This window comes from Devosia sp. Root105 (assembly GCF_001424865.1).
Lineage (GTDB): Bacteria > Pseudomonadota > Alphaproteobacteria > Rhizobiales > Devosiaceae > Devosia_A.
The window spans coordinates 324,908-348,285 of record NZ_LMCR01000018.1 but is presented as its reverse complement, the minus strand read 5'-3'; the positions used below and the strand labels follow the sequence as shown (position 1 = coordinate 348,285).

General features: G+C 61.7%; 23 protein-coding genes. 13 read left to right on the top strand and 10 right to left on the bottom strand.

Annotated features, from left to right (window positions below):
- Positions 1–68: 68 nt before the first annotated feature.
- Both ASC68_RS22020 and ASC68_RS22015 read left to right on the top strand, forming a co-directional pair.
- Entirely contained in the window at positions 69–1,094 is a 1,026-nt protein-coding gene (locus ASC68_RS22020) for a Gfo/Idh/MocA family oxidoreductase (RefSeq protein ID WP_055884159.1), read from the top strand.
- Positions 1,095–1,127: 33 nt separating this feature from the next.
- Positions 1,128–1,793: a GntR family transcriptional regulator gene (locus tag ASC68_RS22015; protein WP_055884157.1), complete on the top strand. Its 666-nt coding sequence runs from the start codon at positions 1,128–1,130 to the stop codon at positions 1,791–1,793.
- 123 nt (positions 1,794–1,916) lie between these two features.
- Here ASC68_RS22015 and ASC68_RS22010 read toward each other — a convergent pair whose 3' ends face one another.
- Positions 1,917–3,521: a beta-xylosidase gene (locus ASC68_RS22010; protein WP_055884155.1), complete on the bottom strand. Its 1,605-nt coding sequence runs from the start codon at positions 3,519–3,521 to the stop codon at positions 1,917–1,919.
- A 387-nt stretch (positions 3,522–3,908) separates the two neighbouring features.
- Between ASC68_RS22010 and ASC68_RS22005 the strand changes: the two genes are divergently transcribed.
- The 6 genes from ASC68_RS22005 (at position 3,909) to ASC68_RS21980 (ending at position 9,979) form a co-directional block, all read left to right on the top strand.
- Positions 3,909–5,801: an ABC transporter substrate-binding protein gene (locus tag ASC68_RS22005; protein ID WP_055884152.1), complete on the top strand. Its 1,893-nt coding sequence runs from the start codon at positions 3,909–3,911 to the stop codon at positions 5,799–5,801.
- A gap of 71 nt (positions 5,802–5,872) precedes the next feature.
- Positions 5,873–6,877: an ABC transporter permease gene (locus ASC68_RS22000; RefSeq protein WP_055884149.1), complete on the top strand. Its 1,005-nt coding sequence runs from the start codon at positions 5,873–5,875 to the stop codon at positions 6,875–6,877.
- A 4-nt stretch (positions 6,878–6,881) separates the two neighbouring features.
- Positions 6,882–7,736 (top strand): ABC transporter permease, encoded by an 855-nt coding sequence (locus ASC68_RS21995; RefSeq protein ID WP_055884147.1) that lies wholly within the window; start codon positions 6,882–6,884, stop codon positions 7,734–7,736.
- A gap of 1 nt (position 7,737) precedes the next feature.
- Positions 7,738–8,769, top strand: a complete 1,032-nt coding sequence (locus ASC68_RS21990; protein WP_055884144.1) for an ABC transporter ATP-binding protein — start codon at positions 7,738–7,740, stop codon at positions 8,767–8,769.
- Entirely contained in the window at positions 8,766–9,605 is an 840-nt protein-coding gene (locus ASC68_RS21985) for an ABC transporter ATP-binding protein (RefSeq protein WP_055884142.1), read from the top strand. The genes ASC68_RS21990 and ASC68_RS21985 overlap by 4 nt, the downstream gene beginning before the upstream one ends.
- A gap of 155 nt (positions 9,606–9,760) precedes the next feature.
- Positions 9,761–9,979 carry a hypothetical protein gene (locus ASC68_RS21980; protein ID WP_055884139.1) on the top strand — a complete coding sequence of 73 codons (219 nt, stop codon included), beginning with the start codon at positions 9,761–9,763 and terminating at the stop codon, positions 9,977–9,979.
- Between the two features lie 219 nt (positions 9,980–10,198).
- Here the strand turns inward: ASC68_RS21980 and ASC68_RS21975 are convergent, their stop codons facing one another.
- From ASC68_RS21975 to ASC68_RS21965, 3 genes are read right to left on the bottom strand one after another with little or no spacing between them, the layout of a single operon-like run.
- Entirely contained in the window at positions 10,199–10,807 is a 609-nt protein-coding gene (locus tag ASC68_RS21975; protein WP_055884135.1) for a hypothetical protein, read from the bottom strand.
- Complete coding sequence (locus tag ASC68_RS21970) at positions 10,808–11,740, bottom strand: hypothetical protein (RefSeq protein WP_055884134.1); 933 nt, start codon at positions 11,738–11,740, stop codon at positions 10,808–10,810.
- Between the two features lie 34 nt (positions 11,741–11,774).
- Positions 11,775–13,043, bottom strand: a complete 1,269-nt coding sequence (locus ASC68_RS21965; protein WP_055884441.1) for a site-specific integrase — start codon at positions 13,041–13,043, stop codon at positions 11,775–11,777.
- Positions 13,044–13,199: 156 nt separating this feature from the next.
- Between ASC68_RS21965 and ASC68_RS21960 the strand changes: the two genes are divergently transcribed.
- Both ASC68_RS21960 and ASC68_RS21955 read left to right on the top strand, forming a co-directional pair.
- Positions 13,200–14,195 carry a DUF2971 domain-containing protein gene (locus tag ASC68_RS21960; protein WP_055884131.1) on the top strand — a complete coding sequence of 332 codons (996 nt, stop codon included), beginning with the start codon at positions 13,200–13,202 and terminating at the stop codon, positions 14,193–14,195.
- Between the two features lie 17 nt (positions 14,196–14,212).
- On the top strand, positions 14,213–15,145 hold the full coding sequence (locus ASC68_RS21955) for a hypothetical protein (RefSeq protein WP_156387414.1): 933 nt from the start codon (positions 14,213–14,215) through the stop codon (positions 15,143–15,145).
- A gap of 532 nt (positions 15,146–15,677) precedes the next feature.
- On the opposite strand, the gene ASC68_RS21950 is transcribed toward ASC68_RS21955, so the two are convergent.
- The gene (locus tag ASC68_RS21950) at positions 15,678–15,986 is read right to left on the bottom strand and encodes a hypothetical protein (RefSeq protein WP_055884125.1); all 309 of its coding nucleotides are present in this window, start codon (positions 15,984–15,986) and stop codon (positions 15,678–15,680) included.
- Between the two features lie 167 nt (positions 15,987–16,153).
- Between ASC68_RS21950 and ASC68_RS21945 the strand changes: the two genes are divergently transcribed.
- From ASC68_RS21945 to ASC68_RS21935, 3 genes are read left to right on the top strand one after another with little or no spacing between them, the layout of a single operon-like run.
- Complete coding sequence (locus ASC68_RS21945) at positions 16,154–16,471, top strand: hypothetical protein (RefSeq protein WP_055884121.1); 318 nt, start codon at positions 16,154–16,156, stop codon at positions 16,469–16,471.
- Positions 16,472–16,480: 9 nt separating this feature from the next.
- Positions 16,481–17,050, top strand: a complete 570-nt coding sequence (locus tag ASC68_RS21940; protein ID WP_156387413.1) for a hypothetical protein — start codon at positions 16,481–16,483, stop codon at positions 17,048–17,050.
- Between the two features lie 9 nt (positions 17,051–17,059).
- On the top strand, positions 17,060–17,743 hold the full coding sequence (locus tag ASC68_RS21935) for a hypothetical protein (protein ID WP_055884115.1): 684 nt from the start codon (positions 17,060–17,062) through the stop codon (positions 17,741–17,743).
- Between the two features lie 949 nt (positions 17,744–18,692).
- Here ASC68_RS21935 and ASC68_RS21930 read toward each other — a convergent pair.
- The 5 genes from ASC68_RS21930 to ASC68_RS21910 all read right to left on the bottom strand — a co-directional run bounded on the left by ASC68_RS21930 (position 18,693) and on the right by ASC68_RS21910 (position 23,373).
- Complete coding sequence (locus tag ASC68_RS21930; protein ID WP_055884112.1) at positions 18,693–20,378, bottom strand: hypothetical protein; 1,686 nt, start codon at positions 20,376–20,378, stop codon at positions 18,693–18,695.
- A gap of 199 nt (positions 20,379–20,577) precedes the next feature.
- Positions 20,578–21,087: a hypothetical protein gene (locus ASC68_RS21925; protein WP_055884109.1), complete on the bottom strand. Its 510-nt coding sequence runs from the start codon at positions 21,085–21,087 to the stop codon at positions 20,578–20,580.
- Between the two features lie 227 nt (positions 21,088–21,314).
- On the bottom strand, positions 21,315–22,076 hold the full coding sequence (locus ASC68_RS21920) for a head maturation protease, ClpP-related (RefSeq protein ID WP_055884107.1): 762 nt from the start codon (positions 22,074–22,076) through the stop codon (positions 21,315–21,317).
- A gap of 144 nt (positions 22,077–22,220) precedes the next feature.
- A complete protein-coding gene (locus ASC68_RS21915; protein ID WP_055884105.1) occupies positions 22,221–23,177 on the bottom strand; it encodes a hypothetical protein in 957 nt (318 codons plus the stop codon).
- Between the two features lies 1 nt (position 23,178).
- Entirely contained in the window at positions 23,179–23,373 is a 195-nt protein-coding gene (locus ASC68_RS21910; protein ID WP_055884102.1) for an AlpA family phage regulatory protein, read from the bottom strand.
- Positions 23,374–23,378 lie beyond the last annotated feature (5 nt).

Genomic DNA, 23,378 nt, shown 5'->3' with positions numbered 1-23,378 from the left:
TGCGCTACTGGTTGATTATTGACAAAATGCCATCGAGGGGGCAGTGAAGCCGTAGTAGTCGCGGAGGAATGATGAGCGTGTCCACTCGCCGCATCGGCATGATCGGGGCCGGCTGGGTGACTGGCTACCATCTGCCCGCCTGGGGGCGGCAGCGCCACCGCGCCAAGGTGGTGGCGATCGCCGACCCGTCGGCCGCGGCGACGGCGCAGCGCGCGGCCGAGTTCGGTATCCCCGGCAGCTATGCGAGCGCCGAGGCGATGCTGGCGGCCGAAGAACTCGATGCGGTCGATATCTGTTCGCCGCGCGAAACGCATGCAGCGATGGTGCGGCTGGCCGCCGCCCGGCAGCTCGATATCCTCTGCCAGAAGCCGCTCGGCACCGATTTCGCCGAGGCCGAGGCGGTGGTCGCGGGCGTCGCGCCGCCGACCCGGCTGATGGTGCACGAGAACTGGCGCTTCCGCGCCTATTACCGGGTGCTGAAGCGCTGGCTCGACGAAGGCGCGGCCGGTGAGATCAGGCAGGTGAATTTCGAGTTCCTGTCGTCTGGGATGCTCGCCGGCCCTGATGGGCTGCGGCCCGCGCTGGTGCGGCAGCCGTTCTTTCGCACGCAGCCGCGCCTCCTCGTCATGGAAGTCTTGATCCACCATCTCGATACACTGCGCTACTTGCTCGGTGAGCTCGAAGTGGTGGCGGCGCGGCTCGAACGCAGCAATGCCGAAATCGTCGCCGAAGACGTGGCGGCGGTGGTGCTGCGGCGGCCGAGCGATGGACTGGTGGTCAACGTCACCGGCAACCTCGCGGTCGCCGGAGCGCCGCCGGCGCCGCGCGATCACCTGAGGATTTTCGGGACGCGTGGTACCGTCGAGCTCAAGGGCGCGACGCTCAGGCTCGAAGCCGCTGTTCCCCGCGCGGAAGACTTCGATCCCGATGCCACCTACCAGGGCTCGTATGACGCGGCGATCGGGCATTTCCTCGATGGCCTCGACACCGGCAAGCCCTTCGAGACGGCGCCCGAGGATAACCTCAGGACCTTGCGGCTGGTCGAGGAAATCTACCGCCTCAGCCGGTTCGACCCGGCGGCCGAACCGCGCTAACGTGGCGCGCTTCGCGAGCAGTTGGAGGACCAGTTGACGGTCAGGGACGAGATAAGGCCAGGCGTCGTCGAGCACGACGATCTCACCATCGCGCGGGCGCTCGAAGAGGACATCATCTTCGGCCGCCTGGCGCCGGGCACCCGCCTCACCGAGGACATGCTGCTCGCCCGTTTCGAGGTGACTCGCCACTTCGCTCGCCAGGCCCTGGTGCAGCTCGAAGGCATGGGCGTCGTGGTGCGCGAGCGCAACAAGGGCGCCACCGTGCGCTCGCTGTCGCCAAGCGAGGTGCAGGAGATTTACGCCGTGCGCGAATTGCTGCAGCGGCAAGCAGCGCTGTGGATCCCGCTGCCGGCGCCCGCGGCATTGATCGCCGAGCTCAGCGCCATCCACGAGGAACACGGCCAGCACATCGAGGCGGGGTACCTGCGCGGCGTGCATGAAACCAATGACCGCTTCCACCTGACCCTGTTCGGCGCCTGCGGCAACTCGCATTTGGTGCAATCAATCGAGCTCTACATGCGCCTCAGCCTGCCGGTGCGCGCCAACTCGATGGCCGACAAGGCCTCACTCCGGATCTCGCACGAGCACCACCGGCTGATGATCGAGATGCTGAAGGGCAGCGACAACTGGGTGCTGGCGCAGCTGTGCGTGGACCACCTGCAGCCGAGCAAGCGGAATTATCTGAGCCACGTGAGCTGAGGGGCGCGCACACCGGCCTCTCCGTGATCCTCCCCCGCCACGCGGGGGAGGATTATTGAGAGGCCGATGCCCCCAAAAGATGAGCGCGCGCCGTGGGAGGACGGCGCGCGCTGCTGCTCGGCGTTACGCCTCGAGCCGCAGCAGGGAGACGCCCTGGCGGGGTAGCGTGGTGCGGAGCAGGATTTTGCCGTTGTCGACTGCCACCGCACCGACGGTCTCGATTTCGGCCAGTTGGCCGGCGGCCTCGAGCTCGGCGTATTGGGCTCTGGTCGGGTTCTGCGGGCTGCCCATCGCCTTCCATACGCCGAAGGCGTTGGAGTGGGTTTCGTCCATGCGGTAGTGGCGGAGCGCGGGGGCCTTGCCGGTCCAGCCGTCGACGGTGATCGTCACTTCGGCGCTCGGGCCGGCCTCGTCGTCATCGTGGTAGTGATAGACGAGGACGCTGACGCCGGTGTCGTCGCGGGTGGCGACGACGTTGACGTCGGGCGCGCCGCGCACCCCATCGGCCACCAGGTCCGCCAGCGGCTGGCGCTGCGTACTCGCTGTCTCCAGCCAGTCGCCGCCGAGCTTGCCCAGCATGCGGAAGCCGTTCAGCACCGCCTTGTCGACGCCGTTGGTGGCGAGATCGCGGAAGCCGTCAAACCAGGGCTGGTCGTCGAACAGGAAGGCCCAGGTGACGGCGCCCTCGATGGTGAGGTTGGCGCGCGCCGCCAGCTCATAGGTGCGCAGCATGCTTTCGACCACATAGACGCCGTAGAGCGGCCCGTTGCGATAGCCGTTCTGCGGGTGGTAGCGGGCCGAGCAGGCGGCGCAGCCTTCCGGATCGGATTCGCCGATAACGATCGGCAGGTGCCGCAACGAGGGGAACTCGTTGATGATCCCCAGATGGGTGTCGATATCCTTCAGCTGCTTGTGGATGCCCATCCGCACATGGTCCTTGTAGACCACCGGGTTGCCCTTGGCGTGGAAGGCGATGAAGTCGATCGGCGAGTTATGGTCGACCACGTGCTGCAGGAACTCGCGCATGAAGGTCTGGGCCTTCGGGCTGTTGAAGCCGCCACAGACGTGCGGTCCGCCGACGCGCGCCTTGGGCAGAGCGCGCTTCACCGCCTTGGCGCTGACATCGTACATTTCGCAGAATTGCGGGATGGTGCCGGTCCAGTAGTGGCCGTCGGGCTCGTTCCACACTTCCCACGGCCAGCTCTCGACCACATCGCGGCCGTAGCGATCGGCCATGTGGTTGGCCCAGGCCTCGATCAGGTCGCCCCATTTTTTGAGGTCGTTCGGCGGCGCGGTCCAGCCGGTGGTGATGGTGGCGTATTTGTCGTTGGGGGCCCAGTGGTGGCGGTACTCGCCGTCGAAATCCGACAGTGCCTCGGGGGTGAAGCCGATCTGCACCAGCGGAATATTGCCCGCCTCGACATAGGCGTCGAAGATCTTGTCCATCACGGTCCAGTCATAGACCGGCTTGCCGTTGGCATCTTCGGTATAGGCGTTGGTCGAGCCCCATTTCAGCGCCGGCAGGCCGTCGCCGCTGGTCAACAGGTTATGGGTGCGGATAAGCGGCGGCTCGGGGCTGAGCTCGGTCAGCTCGCGCAGCAGCTTCTTGCCGTGCTCCGAATAGGTGTAGTTCGGCTCGTCATAGCCGAACCAGTTCCAGAGCGGCTTGTAGGGCCCGGTACGACGGTCGGCGTGAACCGCAATGCTCACGTCAATAGAACTGCTCATTTCTCTTCCTTGCTGGCGCTGCTGCGCCGGACCCCTCCCGAGGTCTGGCCGATCGCGGTGTCATGACCAGGCGACTTTTCTCGCGAGGAGAAGCTTCGCCATCGCTGTCGCAACCTATGGCAAACAGCTATTTTGTCAATAATACGTTCGGACGCGCGGCGCGCAGAGACACTGTTATGTCAGGATTTCGGGCATTTTCTGCTGATTTTTGCGGAAGAGGGTTGCCGAGTGCGTGCAAATTGTCGATAAAGATCGCCGTGAGACCGTTGCCTGCCAGGCGCTTCCGGGGCCTCGATAGCGAGGCCAGGAAGGCAGGCTCGGGTCTCTAAGTCTTTCATCGATCCGACGAAAAACGGGGCTCGCCTGCGAGCCGGGAGGAACAGCAAGATGAAGTTTCTAAGGACAATCGCCGTCGCGGCGCTGGCGTCATTATTGGCGCTGCCGGCCTTGGCGCAGGATTTTATCGCCGGCATTCCGCGTAACGAGGCGCTGATCATTCAGGGGCCGACGGCGCAGAACGCCGACTGGTTCAACATCTGGGCGCCGGGCGGCGGCGCCACCACGAACGGCACGCAGCAGCTATCGGCTGACACCTTCTGGTTCATCAACCCCGAGGGCGGCCCCAACCCCTGGCAGAACGCGCTCGCCACCGAGCCGCCCATCTACAATGCCGACTTCACCGAGATGACGGTCAAGCTGCGCCAGGGCGTCTACTGGAGCGATGGCGTCGAGTTTACTGCCGATGACGTGGTCTACACCGTCCAGACGCTGATCGATCACCCCGGCATGAACTGGGCAGCAGCATTCGGCGTCAATGTCGCCTCGGTAGAAGCGCCGGATCGCGACACGGTGGTCTTCAAGCTCAAGGCGCCGAATTCACGTTTCCATGCCCTGTTCACAGTACGCTGGAACGCCGCCTGGATCATGCCCAAGCATATCTTCGAGAAGGTCGCCGATCCGCTGGCCTACAACTTCAACCCGCCGGTATCGCTGAGCGCCTACGTGCTCCACAGCTACGACAAGGCGGGCAACTGGACGATCTGGAAGCTGCGCGACGATTGGCAGCGCACCACGATCGGCATGGATTGGGGCCAGCCGCAGGTGAAGTACGTGGTGTACCGCGCCGCCGGCAACCCGGAAGCCCGCGTCATCGAACAGCGCAACCACAACCTCGACGTGATCAACGACATCACGCCGGAAGGCATGTTCTCGATCATGAAGGATAACCCGAGCGCTGCCGCCTGGCTCGCCGGCTTCCCCTATGCGCATCCCGATCCGACGCTGCCTTCGGTGCTGTTCAACACCAAGAAGGCGCCATTCGACAACAAGGATGTCCGTTGGGCCCTGGCGCTGCTGATCGATATCCGCGCCGTGGCGCTCGGCTCCTATCGCGGTGCGGCGAACCTCTCGGCTCTCGCCACCCCGCCGACCGGGTCGGCGCCCGAGGACTATTTCGTGCCGATGCAGGATTGGCTCACCAATTTCGAGCTGGATACCGGCACCCGCAAGATCAAGCCATACGATCCGACCATCGCCGAGCAGCTCGCCAAGATGGTGCGCCCGCAATGGGGTGACCAGATCCCGACCGATCCGGAGCAGCTCAAGCGCACATTCGGCTTCGGCTGGTGGAAGCAGGACGTGCAGGCGGCGACCGAGCTGTTGCAGAAGGCCGGCTTCACCAAGCAGGGCAACCGCTGGATGAAGCCTGACGGCACGCCCTTCACCATCCGGGTGCAGGTCGAAGGCGACGCCATCCCGACGCTGGCCCGCGCCGGCACGGCGATCGCCCAGCAGTGGACCCAGGCCGGCATCGACGCCAAAGTCGACGTTGCCGGACCGACACACGGTCAGCGGCTCGGCACCGGCGACTTCGAGACGGTCATTGCCTGGTCGATCGAGACCTGGGGCGGCCACCCCGACCTCAGCTTCTTCCTCGATAGCTATCACTCGGAGTTCATCAAGCCGGTGGGCGAGATCCAACCGCCGCGCAACCTGCAGCGCTGGGAGGATCCACGCCTCGACGAGATCATCGAGCGCAACCGCACGGTCGCCTTCGACGCACCCGAGGTGAAGCAGCTGGGTCAGGATTTCCTCAAGCTCGCCGTCGAGGAAATGCCGATGATCCCGCTGATGGCCTACAACAAGTTCGCGCCGTTCGACACGACCTACTGGACCAACTACCCGAGCATCGACAACCCGTACTCGGCATCCGGCCCGAACTGGTCGAACATCCGCTACATGGTGGTGAGCCTGAAGGCCGCCACGCCTGCGGCGCAGTAAACCCACAACGCACCTGGACCAGCCGGTAACTCCGGCTGGTCCGCTCCGATCCAACTGATCCGAGAGGCGGGATGCACGGCTTTCTCATCTATCTCATGAAGCGCTTTGGCCAGTTCCTGTTCGTGGTGTTCACGGGCGTGACACTGTCATTCCTTATCGCGCACTTCTCCCCGGTCGATCCGATCGAGCAGACGGTGTCGCTGCTTACCAGTTTCGGCAATACCGATCCGCGTTCGGTCGAGTTGCTGCGCGAGTCCCTGCGCGAGCTCTACGGCACGGGTGGTTCGCTGCTCGATCAGTACTTCACCTTCTGGGGCCGCGTCCTGACAGGCGATTTCGGCCCGTCGCTCTCTGCCTTCCCGACCCCGGTGAGCACCGTGATCGGCCGCGCCATGCCGTGGACGGTCGGGCTGCTGACCCTCGCGACGCTGTTCTCCTGGACCCTGGGAAATCTTTTCGGCGCGCTCGCGGGCTATTTCCGCGACAACCGCCCGCTCAAGGTCCTGGGCGTGTTCGTGATGTCGATGCAGCCGATCCCCACCTATATCGTCGGCCTGACCCTGATCATCGTTTTCGGCTACCTCTGGCCCGTCCTGCCGATCAGCGGCGGGGCGCAACTGAATCTCGAGCCGGGCTTCACCTGGGAGTACGTCTCCTCGGTGATCGTTCACGGCACGCTGCCGGCATTGACGCTGGTCTGTGTCGGGCTGGGCGGCTGGTTCATCTCGATGCGCTCGCTGGTCTCCAACATCGTCACCGAGGATCACGTGGTCTACGCCGAACTGGCGGGTGTCCCCGGCCGGACGATGTTTTCACAATACGTGGCGCGCAACGCCATGTTGCCGCAGGTCACGGGCCTGGCGCTGACTTTGGGCCATGTGTTCGGCGGCGCCGTCATCGTCGAGTTCGTCTTCAACTATCCGGGGATGGGCAAGCTCCTCGTCGCGGGCATCTATGCCGGCGACTACAGCCTGGTGCTCGGCGTCACCACCATCGCGATCATCGCCGTGGCCACCGCCGTGTTCATCATCGATGTGCTCTATCCGCTCATCGATCCGCGCGTGAAACTGGGGTAGCGCCATGAAGATTCTCATTGACCTCTTGCGCTACAATCGCGAGTTCCTGGTCGGCTCGATCTTCCTCGCAGTGATCCTGGCGCTCGTCGTCGCCTCGTTCTTTGCGCCCTATGACGAGATGATGACCTATGTCGTCATCCCCGACATGCCGCCTTCGGCCGAGTACTGGCTGGGTACCAATTCGCGCGGCCAGGACCTGTTCTGGCAGCTGGCGGCCTCGATGCGGAACACGCTGATGTTCGGCATTGTCGTGGCCCTGGTCAGCCGCGTCATCGCCATCACTGTCGGCCTCGTCTCGGGCTATCTCGGCGGCCGCGTCGACCAGGTGATCATGGCGATCAACGACACGCTGAACGCGCTGCCCAACATCCCGATCCTCTTGCTCCTGGTGTTCGTGCTGCGCGACCAGATGAGCTGGCCGATCCTCGCGGTCACCGCGGCGCTGCTCGGCTGGCAGCATGACAGCCGGCTGATCCGCTCGGTGGCGCTGTCGCTGCGCAATCGCGAGTTCACCCGCCAAGCGGTGTTCTCGGGCATGCGGACCGGGAAGATCCTGTTCCGCGAGCATCTGCCCTACGTCATGCCGATCGTCTTTTACACCACCATGAACAACCTGATCTGGGCCATCGGCCTCGAGGTGACGCTGTCGATCCTCGGCTTTTCCGACATCAACCGGCCGACCATCGGCGGGATGATCTACTGGGCCAATGCCCACTCGGCGATGGTTGCCGGCATCTGGTGGTGGATCGCGGTGCCGATGGTTTTCGTCGTCATCCTGTTCCTTGGCCTGTTCATGCTGGCCATGTCGGTCAACGAATATATCGATCCGCGCAGCCGGCTCGCCCGGATGGGAGCCTGACATGCACGAAGTTCTCAGCAAGGCCAAAAAGACCGCCGTGGCGCCCAAGAATGTGCTGACTGTCGAAGGGCTTAAGGCCTACTACATCAACGAACACTTCGGGGTGCGGCGCGAGGTGCGGGCGGTCGACGACATCAGCCTCACCGTGCAGCGCAACGAGGTCTACGGCATTGCCGGGGAATCCTCGAGCGGCAAGAGTTCGCTGATCAAGACGCTGGCCGGCGCCATCCGCCCGCCGATGCGGGTGATCGAAGGCTCGGTGAAGTTCGATTTCGGCGGCCAGAGCATCGATGTCTATGGCGAGCCCGAGCAGCTGAAGCCGGCGCGCTGGCGCCACCTCAGCTACATCATGCAGGGCTCGATGAACGTGTTGAACCCGGTGCGCCGGGTGAAGCACTCGTTCCACGATTTCGCCTATCGCCATATGGGGCTGGGTGGCGCGGCGTTCTGGAGCAAGGTGCGCCAGCATCTCGAGCGGCTGGGGCTCGACCCCGATGTGCTCGAAGCCTTCCCGCACCAGCTTTCGGGCGGCATGCGGCAGCGCATCACCATTGCGCTGGCGACAGTGTGCGAGCCCGAGTTCATCATCGCGGACGAACCCACCACGGCGCTCGACGTGCTGGTGCAGCAGGATGTGCTGGGCCTGATCAAGGACGTGCAGGCCCGCATGCAGGCCTCTATCATCTTCGTCACCCATGACATGAGCGTCCACGCGGCGATCACCGACCGGCTGGCCATCATGTATGCTGGGCGTCTGGCGGAGGAGGGGGCAACCCAGGCGCTGTTCGACAATCCGCAGCATCCCTATACCGCGCACCTGATCGGCAGCCTGCCGCGCATCGGCGATGTGCGGGTGCGCAAAAGCCTGCCGGGCAAGCCCCCCGCGCTCTCCGATCCACCGAGCGGCTGCCGCTTCCACCCGCGCTGTCCGCTCGCTATCGAGCGTTGTTCCAGGGAGGTCCCGCTGATGCAGCCCAGCGCCACCGGCGGCCGCGTCGCCTGCTTCCGCGCCGGCGAGGTGGTGGCAGCATGACCGACCTGTTGCGGCTCGACCATGTCACCAAGCTCTTCCCGGTCGGCGGGTTCTTCTCGCGCCGCTCGATGAAGGCGGTGGACGATGTCAACTTTGCGCTCAGCGCCGACAAGCCCGAGATCTTCGCCATTGTCGGCGAATCCGGCTCGGGCAAATCGACGCTCGCCAAGATGATGCTGGGCAATGAAGTGCCGAGTTCGGGGCAACTCAGTTTTGACGGCACAGACGTTGCGGCAATCCGCGGCCGGGCGGCGCGCGAAGCCTTCATGGCCAAGGTGCAGCCGGTGTTCCAGAACCCGTTCGAGGCGTTCAACCCGCTGACGCGGCTCGACGAATACCTGTTCGCCACCGCCCATCGCTTCCTCGGCACCAGCAACCGCGGCGCCCGCGAAGCCGCTGCCGACGCGGCCCTGCAGCGGGTCGGGCTATCGCTGGCCGAGGTGCGTGGCCGCTATTCGCACGAGCTCTCCGGCGGCCAGCTGCAGCGCATCGCGGTGGCCCGCGCGCTGATCCCCAACCCCAAGCTGATCGTCGCCGACGAGCCCGTCTCGATGGTCGATGCGTCGCTCCGCATGTCGATCGTCAACCTGTTCCGCGACCTGCGCGACGAGCTGAAGGTCTCGATCATCTACATCACCCACGATTTGGCGACCGCCTACTACATCTCGGACCGGGTGATCATCATGCAGAAGGGCAAGGTGATCGAAAGCGGCGACGCGCGCACGGTGCTGGAACACCCGACCCAGCCCTACTCGATCGCCCTGAAGGGCGCGGTGCTGCCGCCGGACCCGGCGGCGGCCTCGGCGATCATCCGGGGGCGGCAGGTGGTGGCGTAGGGGGCGTGCATCGGAGGAGCTGGCTCAGGTTCTGGCGATGGGCACGCGGCCTAAATGCGCGTCGACGGCATCAACCACCTTGCGCGCCAGCGGCAGGTTCTCCTTCTCCGCGGCCCAGACCTTATGGAAGCGTGCGACTGTCTCCCGCGCTCCTGGTGGCCCTGATCTGGATCCTGGGTTCGTTGGCGGTCGGCGTGGATTTCCTACACAGCCTTCTTCCCGACGACCTTGCCTTTCGCCCCGACCGGATCCTTGGCCTGATCGAAGAGGGAGGCGAGATGCTCGTCGTCTCAGCCGCCAATGCTTACAGCGCATATCTTCTGCGATGGTATTTCCGAGCCGCAGAGCCGAACGCGGGTGAGGTCGGAGGCTGATCGAGGCTCACCGCACCATCAGTCGGGTTTCCCTTTCCCGCTTCGCGGGGGAGGGATTGCACGGCCGTGCGTCTGTCGCGCGGCTTCGGCCGGTGCCCGGCGATTTTAGGGGATCTGGTAGCGGAGGAGGGATTTGAACCCCCGACACACGGATTATGATGCCGTCTCATGTGCCCGTGAGACGCAGGCTTCCGAAGCCATGTCGCGTCTATGTCGCGCTTACGCAGCCTTCTTGTCGTCGTCCTTGCGAGAAATGATGTGGCCATCCTGACGATAGAGTCGGTCCATCAAGTAGTAGAGACCAAGAGCGGTCACGACGAACAAGTGCGCCACCCACAGGCAAACCGCGAGCTTCGCTCCAGCACCGAGCCAGAAAATCAAAGTGGCTGAACTACCGGCAAAGGCAGTCACTATGGGCTGCGCTAACACTACGGCCATGGCACCCGTCAGGGTAATCGCCATAGACGAGAAGGCCAGAAAGCCAAACATAATGCATGTGAACTCGCGGCGGCTTAGCGCTGACTGGACCTGCTTTCCATCGTCGTCCTTCGTGATCAGGGCTATCGGCCCGGAGCGAATGACCTTGTCGAGGTCAGGCGAATTGAAGGTCGCGGCCGCCACTAGCGCGGCTATGTAAAAACCGGTGAGGGCTCCGGTGAATGGCAGTACTTTATCAAGAAATCCGCCGCCGCCGAAGAAGTTGGCATCCAAAAAGGCGAATGGCGCCCAAATGAGAATGGCTATAATGATGGTTGGTATTAGATCAATAAAACGCTTTTGCTTGTTGACCAGTCTGAAATAGCGGAGCGGATAGAATAGCTGATGCATCTAGCTTTGCTCCTTCAAATATGTGGCCGCGAAGCCAAGAAGCTCCGGGTTGACTAGGTCACTACAGGGGTCCATCGCCTTTTTCAGAGGCACTTGGGCTGCCCGAACAAAAAGCACGTCAGCAGCGTCGGCTTCACGGAAAGAGACCACCCGTGACTTACCCTCCGGCATTCTAACTCGAATCCGGATATCTTGCCAGCCTTCACCGAGCGCCCATGACTTCAGCGCCTTCAATTTGTCCACCATGTCGGGCGCGTCTGGCTGGACCTTGAAACGTAGGCGCTGTTCCTTGGGTACGAAGGTAGGCATATCGAGGCCGGTGTCCTCGGCGGGTCGAACCAACTCGACGGTATCGAACTTTACCGTGCCATCGCTTCCGAGCTTCTCACCCTTCACACCATCTAGAAGCGCGCGAGTGAAGGTTTCTTTCTCGTGGCCTCTGTCGTTTACGTAGCTGTAGTTGTGGCGTTCGAGGATCGTTGTGAGGAGTGTCTGGACGTGGCTACGCGCGATTCCCGGAACCTCTTCCAGCATCGCCGCGTAAGCCGGCTCTCCGCCGGTTAGCCGCCGCAACTGCACGAACAGATGACAGGAGACGGCAACCATGTCGTCTTCGGTCTTATCTGCTCGGCGTAGTTCGCCAGTTTTTCGATGCTCGAAGACCTGCGCCGCAGCGTCAGGGTCGCCTCTCCGCATCAGTATAACGACCATGGTGGGGTCGGTGGTGCGATCTACTGCCGTAATCCTGAGAACATCATCCTTGCCGAACTCGTGTCGCGCTCGGCCAGCCTTGAAAGCTCGCTCAATAACGGTGAGAGCATCGGCTTGCGGCCCGGTGGTCGTAAGTTCCAGGGCAACTCCCTTCATTCTGTTGGCCCTGAGCGTAAGGGTGCAATGCAGAAGAAAGCGCTCGTATTCTTTGAGCAACAACATACGTTGGCGACCTACTCCATGGCGGATCTGCAGTTTAGCCTAACAGTGCCATTTCGGCTTCGGCCAACCCAGTGTCATCATTCCCATTCGGGAACAAGTGTCCATAAGTATCCATAGTCATCACGATTGACGAGTGCCCAAGACGGTCTTGCACACTCTTCGGAGGCAGACCAAGGCCTCCGTCTTCACGGCGATTTATGCACCATGAGGCATAAAAGTGCCGGAGGGAGTGGAGGCCGGTGTATTTCGCCACCATGACAGGCGTGCCGTCCTCTTCCACTTGGCCGCTGTCCACGGTTACGCCGGCCGCAACCTGCACCGGGTGGAGACCACGGTTGATGATGTTCGCGTGGGATTCGACATTGCCGTTGCCGTTCGGGAAAACGAGATCCAGCACCTTCACCGGATTGCCATGGGCGTCCGCCTTCCCCGTGGCCTTCTTCGGGCAAGCGAGCTTCCACTCTCTGAGGGTGTTGAGCACCAGGGGGGGCATCGGGACGCCGCGCTCCGAGGTGGCGGACTTCGGCCGACCGATATCGTTGAACCGGTCCGCGCGCTGGCGGACGTGGATGACCCGCTTCTCAAAGTCCACGTCCTCCCACTTGAGGCCGCGAAGCTCCGAGGCGCGGAGGCCGGTGAATATGGCGATGAGGAGGAGGGGCCGCCACGTGCCGTCCAGCTTACCAACCATTGCCTTCACCTCGTGGGGCAGGGGGATATCCACGCCCACCACGAGCTTGCCCTTCTGGCGCTTCTCAAGGCGGCGGTCCTTTCCCTGCTTCCGGGCGCCGCGCATGTCGCGAACCGCGTTTCGTCCGACAAGTCCGCGCTCCTGAGCGTCGGCAAGGAGAGAGCCGAGACTACTCATCACCTTCCGGATCATCGCTGGGGAGCGCTTGGCCTTGCGGCGGCCCTTCGGGACGAGGACCTCATCTCGGAGGGTATCGCGGAAGGCCGATACTGCCGGAGCGTTGAGGGCGGTGAGCTTCTTGTCCCCCAGGTGGTCCAGAATGTGGAACTTAAGGTGTTGTTCGTATTGGGCAACGGTGGTGCGCTCAAGCCCGGCCGCACGGGCACCGGCCAGCCATAGCTTTCCCGCCTCCCGCACCGTCACCGATGCGCTATCGGCGACATGCACGCCCTCACGGACCTCCACGTGAGCCGAAGCGGCGAAGTTGTCCGCATCCTTCTTCCGCTTAAATGTTTTGAGGCGTCGGGTGCCCGAGCCGTCAACGTAGTCCACCACCCACGCCTCTTTGGCCTCGCCCTTGGCGTTGGTCCACTCCCGCTTCCGAACCGACATATCGCGCACTCCAAAAAGGATCATGTCGCGTTTATGTCGCGCAGATTCCGCTTGTCGCCAAGTAGTTATGTGGGGCGAGGGCGGCCATCGTTAATGATGTGATCGGTTCCGACTCGCGCTACAATTTCTTAATCTGGTTAGGAAAGGGAATTGGGCATGGTCGAGCAGCGCTCTCGTGCAGACGTGTGGGCGCTGGTCAACGATGCGCTCTATGCCGAGCTTATGGCCGAGGGGCACGAGTACTTCGATAACCTACCCTTACTCGCCCACTACACATCAATCTCTACGTTCGAGGCCATCGTCAAAAATGACGAGGTCTGGTTCTCGAACCCGCTATTTATGAACGACATTGAGGAAGTGCGGTTCGGCATCCAAGAAGGGACGGATGCATACTACTTCAGCGATGAAATAGCGACGGCGTTGGGGGGCGATGACACTGTTGCCGACTTTCGCGCATGCCTCGACAACTGCGTGAAGAACTTCGAGGTCAATCACGTATTTGACACCTACATTCTTTGCCTCTCAGAACAAGACCGATCAGACGAAGACGGACTCCTGTCGATGTGGAGGGGATACGGGGACGGCGGAAAAGGTGTAGCCATCGTATTCGACGGGACGCCTATGGCAGAGGAGCCGGATAGCCCAATCCTGATCGGCAAAGTGGACTATCGATCCACCCAAGAGCGGCACGATTGGTTCAAGGGGCAAGCTGCGTTGTTCGCAGAGCAGGTTCTGGTGGGAAAGCTTGTTGGGGAGGAGATCCTCTACGCAACGGAGGCATTGTTCGGTCGCCTTCGACTTGCCTCCCTCTTCTCGAAACACGTCGGGTTCAGCGAGGAACGAGAATGGCGCATCGCGTACCTACCTGAACGCGACCACGGTGCGCTGCTCCATGCCTATCGCGGCTACTTTGTGACGGCGCGAGGCGCGGAACCAAAACTCAAGCTTAAGATAAAGCCGATTCCCGGTGTAACGTCTCAATCTGTTTCGCTTGAGACCCTGGTGAAGACAATACTACTCGGTCCGAGCCTTCAAGCGCCTCTGCTTCGTCAATCCGTAACGCGTATGCTCGAACTAATGGGTCGGCCGGAGCTAGCTTGGCGGGTCAAAGCGTCGCGCATTCCATTTCGCCCTACTGGCCTTCAGTTTTAAGAGATCGGAGACGGGAAGTGTTTGGTACGACCTCAACGGTCTGGCGTCGATACAGAAACAAGTATGCTACGGTTGTGTTGAGAGACGTCGCACTTGAGGACGAGATGCTCGACGGCGTGATAGCAGGGGCGGACTTTCGGAAGATAAAGGTCAGTGATGCGATTGAGCGCATCGATAAGAAGATAGGAAGATGGGAAGCCGTCCAGATGAAGGTGACGCTTTATACTGCGGTGCCGTATCTTCTTCTGTTTTGTTCCATAGTCGGAGTGTCGTTGGAGATACAGTTTCTCGGAATAACCTTGAAGGGGATTGAGAAGCTTAAGGAGCTCATCTTCGTATCAGTGTCGTTGGCGGGATTGTATTTCGGAATGCTAGAGAGCGGGCTTAAGAAGCTTAGAAAGCTACGCGAGAGGCTATATCGTCAGAGGTACGGTGAGAAGGCTGGCCCACTTCTGAAATATCTAGTGGAGGATGAGTCTCCGTACACAAATATGGATGTGTATATTTCGGGTGAAAGATACCTGGCGCTTCCCGCCAAGTTGATTGTAGAGGGGGTTCGTGGTGTTTCAATAATGGTGACCTTGCTGTTAGGATTTGCTATCTACTTATACATCACACTTGTTGTCGCGCTAGATTTGTGGAATCATTCAAATTGGCCAGGAGTCTGGGGTCAGGTCTTGGTGGCTGTGGTGTTTATAATAGCCACTGCACAAACAACCGCTACAGTGCTGAAGACGGCGTTTCGCTTTAGGTACGTGGATACCGAGAAGAGCGCCAAGCTGGCGGTGGCCGATCCCGAGACGGGGGAGATCGTTCAAGAGATCAAAGATATGATCAACAAGGACGTTCGCTTCTGGAGGGGCATCAGGATTGTGGCGACAGTTGCTATCGTTTTGGTGTTCTACGCTTGGTTCTTTTTCGGTATATTTCGGACACCTCCGTTAGTCTGATAGGACGCATCCAGATTGGGGGCGAACTGCGAAACGGATCACATCCCCGCCCGCACCCCTTGCCCTCGCTGCGTACCGGTCTGTAGCGCTTTGGGATCATGAATCCCGCAGACCCTTTCTTGGCCACCCATCTGGCGGACTATCGGTTCCCGCGCTTGCAGGTTTCGTGCGCGAGTTGCGGACGACACGGAGACTACTCGGTCCAAACCCTTCGCAAGCTCTACGGCAACCCGCCAATGGCCGAGGTGCCGCGCTTCGTCGCCATGCGCGGCCAACTGCCCATTGGCCTCAAATTTCCGGGCAAGGACTGTGAGGCGAGGTTCGCGACGAAACGTGCTCCAGCGGTGGTGGAGTACTTGGGATCGGCCTACCACGCCGGCTGGAAAGCTTTGCTCACCTGCCATCGCAGCCATCAAGGGTTGAAGTCCGCAAAACCCTGCCGCGAGCCATATGCAATCGACCTCGGCAGTCTGGTGGCGGCGTTGGGTCAAACGCGGCAAGCCTCTCAGCACCGAGGTTGGCGCTTGCCACCTCAGCCGCTTACCGCCGCCCGCCAACGCGGCGCCGGGGGGTGCTCCGCGACGAAGGCCGCGTGGCCCTCCACGATGGAAGGGGACGAGCGCTCGGGCTCGCCAAACGCAATTACCGGCCGGTCTCCGCAGGCCTCGCACCGCAATTGCGCGGATAGCTCCGCCCATCCCCGAGCGAGGTCGAAATGCTCGCCATGGGTGAACTCGAAGTCCATCGGGTCCATGCGTTTCTCGTGACCGCATCTGCAGAGGACGCGGACTGCAATGCCGGCGTTCGAGAACTCGCGAGGGGTGTGGGGCGACGTGAGCATGGTGGTCTCCAGCGGACGATTCCGCCGAAGGATAGCACTGAGAACAAAAGAGGAACAGCTGCTAGGGATCGTAGGGGGCTGGGCGCGGGGCCACGCCGTGGCGAGGTGGCTTGCAGGTCCGTGGCGCCGCCACTAAGTAAATTGGATCGAAAAGTCGGAGAAATTTGATGAAATTCTTCCTGCCTGCCGCCGAGTCACCCGAACAAGCGGAGGACATCTACGGAAAGGTGAAGTCTTTCGTAGTAGAGCAATCTGGACCGGTTCGCGACGTCCGCTATTACGCCATCTACTATCGCCATAACTCTCGGGATTTGGTGGCTACGGTTGGCGAGCCCGAGCCCCTCACGGGAGAAACAGTAGTGGCGATCTTCAAGACTCAGAACGATAGCGGTCCGTTCCTCGTGTGTACCTTGAATAGGGGTGTTGCACGCGGTGCGCCGATCTTAGCAAGCAACGACGCACGGGCCATCGAATTCAAGCACTAGGGGTGAGACGTGACAATTGTTCAGAATGGCATTTCCAGGCAGGATCGTGTCCGGCGGGTAGTGATTTTGTGCGCCAGTTTCGCTCGAAACCTCGCCTACCAACGCGCGATGGTACCGTTTCGTGCGCGGCTTAATCAGAGCGACCATGAGTTCTGGATGACGGTGAGCAACAACAGCCTGGACGTTGCAGTCTTGGAGTGGTGCAAGCTCATGGCCGACCGCAACGACAAACATCATTGGTCACATGTCGTGACGGACGCCGCCGCGTTTGAGGGTTCGCTGCTCACGGCCATCGGCATGACTAAAGATGAATTTGCAGGTTACGAAACTGCGATGAGGCGGTATCGAGATAAGTTCATAGCGCACCTCGATTCCGACGCCGAGATGGACATTCCGCAGCTTGAGCAGGCCGAAAGGGCGGTGGCGTTCTACCATAGTCACGTGGTGGAGCAGGAGGCAGAGGGCATCGACCTCCATGGACTTCCAGCTACTGGGGCCCAAATGGCTACCTACTATCACGCAGAAGAGCGCAGCGCCGCAATTCGATACGACGCGGCTATGCAGCCTGTCGCAGGTTGACGAGCAAACGTGCCTAGCGGAAAGAGACTGTATCGCTATTTCACCGAGTTGCGTTACGCGGAGGCTTTCATCAAAGGGAGCCTGCTCTTCCGGTCACTGTCGTACTATCGCGACTACGAGGACGATGAGGTCCGTGCCGACCAGAGCGAGGGACGCGCAACGTTCAAACCGCATGGCGGCCTGGAGATAACCAACCATACTCAAAGGACCAAGTTCACCTTGGCCGGATCGTCCTTCGCAGCCTCAGTCAAGCAGGATGAGATTCTGGTTCACTGCATGAGCACCGCACTCACCGACGAGATGCGGAGGCGCTTTGGAGCGACAGCGTGCGTAGAGGTACACGACGTGGCCGCCTTTTGCCGTCGCTTGGAGGCCGCCCTACCCGACGCCGTGTTCCCGGTGACCTCCGGCCGCCCAAGGATCGGTCACCATGTCGAATACTACCGAGAGGACATACCACTCCAAGCGAGGTGGGCACTTCCCGGGCGCATCGCCAACTCAAAGCCTGAGTCGTATCGATGGCAGAAGGAGTTTCGACTAGTCTTCTCCGAGACCAAGGCGCTCGATTTCATGAACATCAAGAATGAGATCGTGATCGGTACTCCGACGAAGGCACAGAGGCCACCGTTCTACCCGGAGAAGATCGTGGAAGCTGGTTCACTGGACGACATTTGCCGTCTCATAAGTGACTAGGGCGCCGGAAGCGAACGAACATAGCCGAGCCGAGACTCCCGCGATTCGTGGTGTTCTCGATTTCTCTACCCCCGGGGCAGGTCGGTTAAAAATCGCTTAAGCACCTAGTAAAGTGTGGGTTTCCGTCCATCCACCTCGGACGTAGCGCTTCCGAAAAGCCCACAGCTGCTCCGGACCCGAGCTGAAGCCGCCCCTCATCGCACGCGAAGCCCGGGAAGGACCCGACGATACCAGGCTGGCGCCACCTCCCATCCCAAGCGCAGCCGTGCGACCGCCCAAGGACCAATAGGAATCCAAGACGGGAAGCTCGGCGACTCCGACGAACCATTTCCGAGAAGCCAAGGCCACAGCGATGTAGCTTCACCCATCGCCATCGCTATGGACGCGATCTAAGAGGGAAGGGGTTTGACGGGGTTTAGGGGGGGCACTTTGACCCGACCAGAATAGAAAGTAGCGAAGGTATTCTTATTACAGTGGGCTGAAACAACCCCCTTAAACCCCGTCAAACCCCTTCCCATCGGTCATCGAGACCATGTGGACCGCGTGCCTAGGTAGGCAAACAGGCCGCCGAGAAGTATGAGGCCAATCGAAATCCAGTTCACTATCTCGATCTGATAGAAGGGCCACCCTCGATATTGAAGCGCGGTGCCAACGATTATCATGGCCGCGCCGACTAGCCCAGTGAGCAGTTGACCATCGCCAGTTTTCTCGGCGCCGCAATAAGCGCAAACTCGCGCGCTCGAAGGAATAGACATAGCGCAGTGTGGGCACGTGGTCATATCCGTGCCCCTTCCTGCAGATTGTACTGTTTCACAAAAGCCCCCCTTTTGCCCGATGAGTACTGATAGAGGGCGCGAGGGTTTCGTCAAGACGGTCGGCGGCCCGGTGAACGGGTGTGCTCCCGACCATTCGCGGTCAGCCGTGTAGACTGACCTACCTTTGCCAGCGGTCAAGCAACGTCCAGCCAGAAGGTACTAGCCGACTTGGTGTCCACCTTGGCGCGGATGACGAGCCCGCCGCTGATGCGCCCCTCTACCTTCATCAGGTACTTGCCGAGGTTACGGGAGTTGACGCCCACCCGCCCGGACACGGCGGCATAGATGGCGCGGCCAAGTTCGTCCGAAACATCCTCCGGCCAAGCCGGCATAGCCGGCCACGCGAACTGCGAGGGGTCCGCTACCGTGCGGTCAATCAACTGCTGAGCTGTGACCGGGTAGCGGAGGCCGATACCCTCGCGCCACACGCGCATTAGCGAACGATGTGTCTCGCGCACCGGGTCAACCGACACAAGCCGGTGGCGCGTCTCATGCGGGTCCGGCTCACCCGCCCATACCAGGGCCCCACGTACCATGCGGTCCCAATCGGGGAACCGCGAGGGGGAGAGGCCCTCGGCGCCGGGGAAGCCAGCCGCCGCATGGGCGCGGAGGACAGTGAGACCGGCAACCGCAAGCTCGGCGCGGTGTTCAATCGCATAGGCGACGGGGTCGCGGTCGAAGGTGCGGGACTTCGGGTCTTCCACACGCGCGTCCAGATTACAGAGGATGACACGATCGGTAATGTCGCCCTTGAAGGTCATCCGGTTGCCGTTCAACAGCCATAGGACATTGGTGGGCACCACCGCCATTTTAGATAGCCCCAAGACGCGGCTCTGCCACTGCTCCGAGGTAAGGATGGTGCAGAACTCATCGGACTCCACCTCCTGCTCCACATTGTCGATGATGACGACCGCATCGCCCTTATAGAGGGTCGAGAATAGTCTCTTTTGGAACTCCTCCTGACTCGAGCCGTAGGAGATGGCGGTGGGCTTGCGCCCCGTCGCGATAACGGAAGCAACTTCGGAGATTTTCGTCTTGCCGGTACCCATGACAGGCGCGTCAATCGCATGTGCCGGCGCCGTCGAAATCGAGCGGCGCACCAGCCCGGTGAGCATGGCTGAGAGCGCCACAGAGCGCGCGGCGCTTGGTCCGCCAGTATCGCCCGAAGCGTCCGGTTCAAAGGGAAAGTCCTTCACCACATCCGTGAGCGTCTGGAGGGCGACGATGGCATCTTCTTGAGACGGACCATCGGGAATGGGTGGGAACTCCAGTCCGCCGGTGTCGAGGTAAAGTTGGGACTCGTCGTCATAGCCGGGGTTGGCCAAAATGGAGCCGTTGCGGCGTAGTGTAGGAGCTTCGATTGCCCCCCGCAGGACGCGGAGTCCCCATTGGCCTCGGGCGAGATAGTGGCGGGCAATTTCGAGACTAGGAGCGGCTACGGCATCAGCACCTTTCTTGGGCTTGCCCGTCTTTTCGTCCGTCCGTAGGGAGTTGAGGCGCATGTCCACCTTGTACCAAGCGCCGCAAGAACTCATGACCTCCACGAGGTAATGGGGCTGCACCTCAGTTAGAACCAATGCCCCTTGCGCTCGCGTCGCGTGTGAAGTCGCGCCAACCGAAACCACGTTGTGATGGATGAGGTGAACTAGGCGCCCGTTCTGCTGAAAAATCTCGGCGTTCTGGTCCAGCATCGCCAACTCAGCTTGATCCAGCGTCCAGTCAATATGTGTGGCGAAGATACGCACGTTGAGCAGCCCGGTAGTCTTGTGCCGGCCCTGCAGGAGCACGTGCTCTTCAATCTTCGACTTGGGTGTACTCATGGCGGGCCTCTGCTTTCTAACGGGTGCGCTCGGCGGCCAGAGGCCAATCTACCGCCGAGCGCCACCCGCCTAGTCACCGGGCGCGGCACCGACCGGATGGGTATTTAATTGGCCACACCATGCCGGGTGAGGCTGTTCCAAGGCAGAAAATACCACCTCAGAGGCATGGACCCCTAAGAGTTTGGGCGAGCACTGCCCCTTAGGTGACGAGACCTTGGGTCTCGAAATCCAACTGGTCGTCCAGCCAGAGCACCCGGCCGAAGTCCGGGCGCGTGATGAGGATGCACCCGGTCCAGCCCGGGAAGTGAAACGACGCATAGAGGTTTGGGGGCGTGTGAACGAGGAGCCCGAGCGTCTCGGCATGTTCGCGGATATCTTCGAGGTGTTCCTCCGGCTCATAAGGCTCGGTCAGAATGGCGACTGGCAGGCGATAGCGGCGGAAATATTGGACATGGTCGAAACCACTAACCGGGGGGACGCCTGCCTTGGAACTACGAGGACGAGGTCCCGGAGGTGCCGCGAGGGTCGAAAGGTCGAACCCTCGGGTGGTGGTTTGCATCTCATTTGTCCGAGCGAACTCAGAGAGGAGCCTGTGTTTCTCGCGGGTATAGGGCCAGCGGTTGGGAGCGGCTGCGGCGAAGTGGTGCGCCTCCAGCCGGGTGAGCGGGCGCTTCGGGATCATGTCGGGGGTGTAGTGATATCGGTCCATTTTGGCCTCCGAGGTAACTATGCGGGCATTGGTCAATGCCTCCGTGGGTGAATGCGGTGGTGGCGCGCACGCCACCGGGCGAAGTCAACGGCCCTGGCTCGAACTTCCGCGCTCGTCATCGAAGGGCCATCCTCCGATGGAGCAGTGCTTATAGGTCGGCCCGTTGGCGCGGCCGTTTGGTCTGTGGGAGACCCGCCGGTCACTTTTGGGAAAGGCCCAATTAGCCCTCATTTCTTTCGCCCCGCGAAACGGCCGTGGAAGGCTGCGAACGCCTCGGCGTTGGTGAGCGGGGGAGGGATAAGGTCCGAAACGTCTTCCTCACCATCCGAAGGCGCGGGCATGGCGTTGCCACGCTCGCCCCAATAGCTCGCGGAGAGTTCGGCGATGGACTTGGGGGTGGTGAGCGCGGGGACGTTCCGAAACCCGCGTCCGGTCAGGTCGAACGCGGAGGCGGCCATCTTCAGGTCCGCGCCAATCTCATCAGCAAAACCCAGACGCACGGCGGTCTCGGCGTCCATCCAAGTCTCGGCGTCCATCATGCGCGCGATCACTTCCTCGGATTGGCCGGAACGCCGTGCATACACAGTGACCATTCGCTTACGGATGGCCTCAAGCAGCGAGGCGCCGCGCGTCAGGTCTGCCGAGCCGCCGCCAACACTCGCGGCGGGATTGTGAATCATGAATTGTGCGCCGGCTCCCATGACAATGCGGCGTCCGAGCATCGCGATATATGAGGCCATGGAGGCGGCAAGGCCGTCGACATACACAGTCACCTCGGCTCCGCTACGGGTGATGATGTCCGCAATGGCGTTAGCAGCGAAGACGGAACCACCGGGCGAGGAGATGAACAGGTCGACCCGGCGGGGATTGTTGAGGGCCTTCCACTGGCGAGAGAACGCTTCCGGAGTGAGGTCCCCTTCGCCGAATGTGCCGTAGAAGGCGATGGACGGGACGGCGCCCTGTGGATTGATTTTGAGGTAGTTGGCCATGGTGGCCTCCTTACATTTCGCGGCTCCTTGGAGCGGGTTGAGGGAGACCCGGCGCGGCCGCTCCATTGACAAGAGCAAGCGCGCGCCGGGACGGTCGGGGGCACCGCAGAAGCGGCGCCGCCACGGCGGGGAGGGACCGCCGATTCAGATGACTTCAATGCCGAGGACTGCGAGGGGGCTCATTTCGGGCCTGAACTCAATTTCCGGGGAATCCCCGGCGAGCACCACGCGGAGCGCGGCTTCCTCGTAGTGGAGTTCGAGGAGTTCGGCGCGAAGCTTCGTGAGCCGGGTCTTCTTCTCCTCGGCGTCGATGCGCAAAGCGGCATCACCGGCAAAGGCCGCGTCGATGCGAGCGAGGTAATGTTCCCGGATTTCGTCCCCGAGGATCGCGACTAGAAGTGGTAAATAGTCGACGGTCGTCACCACGCGCGCCGGCTCGGCGTGCACTGCAGGGAGGGACACTACGGGAGGTTTGCGGACCAACTCCCCTTCGTGCACGTAGAAGTTGAAAGCATCGCGGGACAAAGCCTCGTCAAGCTGGCGAACCAACTGTTGCTTGAGCGTCGGGATAGGAGTCTCGGCGTTGCGGACTCGCTCGATCTCGCGGCGCTTCTCGGCATCGGCGGCAAGGATGACGCGGAGACGCTCGACCGGATCGCGGGCAATCTTGACCTTCTTTTCACGGTAGCGCCGGCCGCTCACGTGGAGTTTCACCAGTGTCTGCACAGAACCGTAAAAGACATGCCGCGCGCCGGCCAAGGCGGAACTATCCAGACTCCCCTCACGGTCCGCTGCCCTCTCCGACTGCAGCGCCAGCGCATCCTCGTCATCGAGGGCACGCATCTCCATCTCGGAGAGTTGGCGGCCGTTGACTTGAGCTTCGTAGGCTACCTTCTCCCGGTTACGGCGCGCGTCGGCGGCACGCTGGTTCGCGGCCTTCCTTCGGGCGTTGGACCCTTCAAAGCGACCCTGCCGGGCCAGCATGTATTCACGCGCGCCAGGCATCCGGCGCCGCAGCTCTGACCACCCCTCGCGGACAATCTTCTCCGCAAGGTCGAGGTCGTCGCGGTGGGCGAAGTCGATGTAATGCAATCTGGACATTTCAGTTCTCCTCTCGGGGAGTGGTGGCGAGCACGTGCTCCTGCCAGTGTTCGATTTCGATTGAGTCCCAAGCCTTCTGACGCGGCCCGAGGACCATGGCCCGGGGGAACTCCCCAGCCTTGATGCGGCGGTAGATTTCCGAACGAGAGAGCGAGGTCTTCGCCCTCACCGCTTCGATGTTGAGGAAGTCGCGCATGGCTC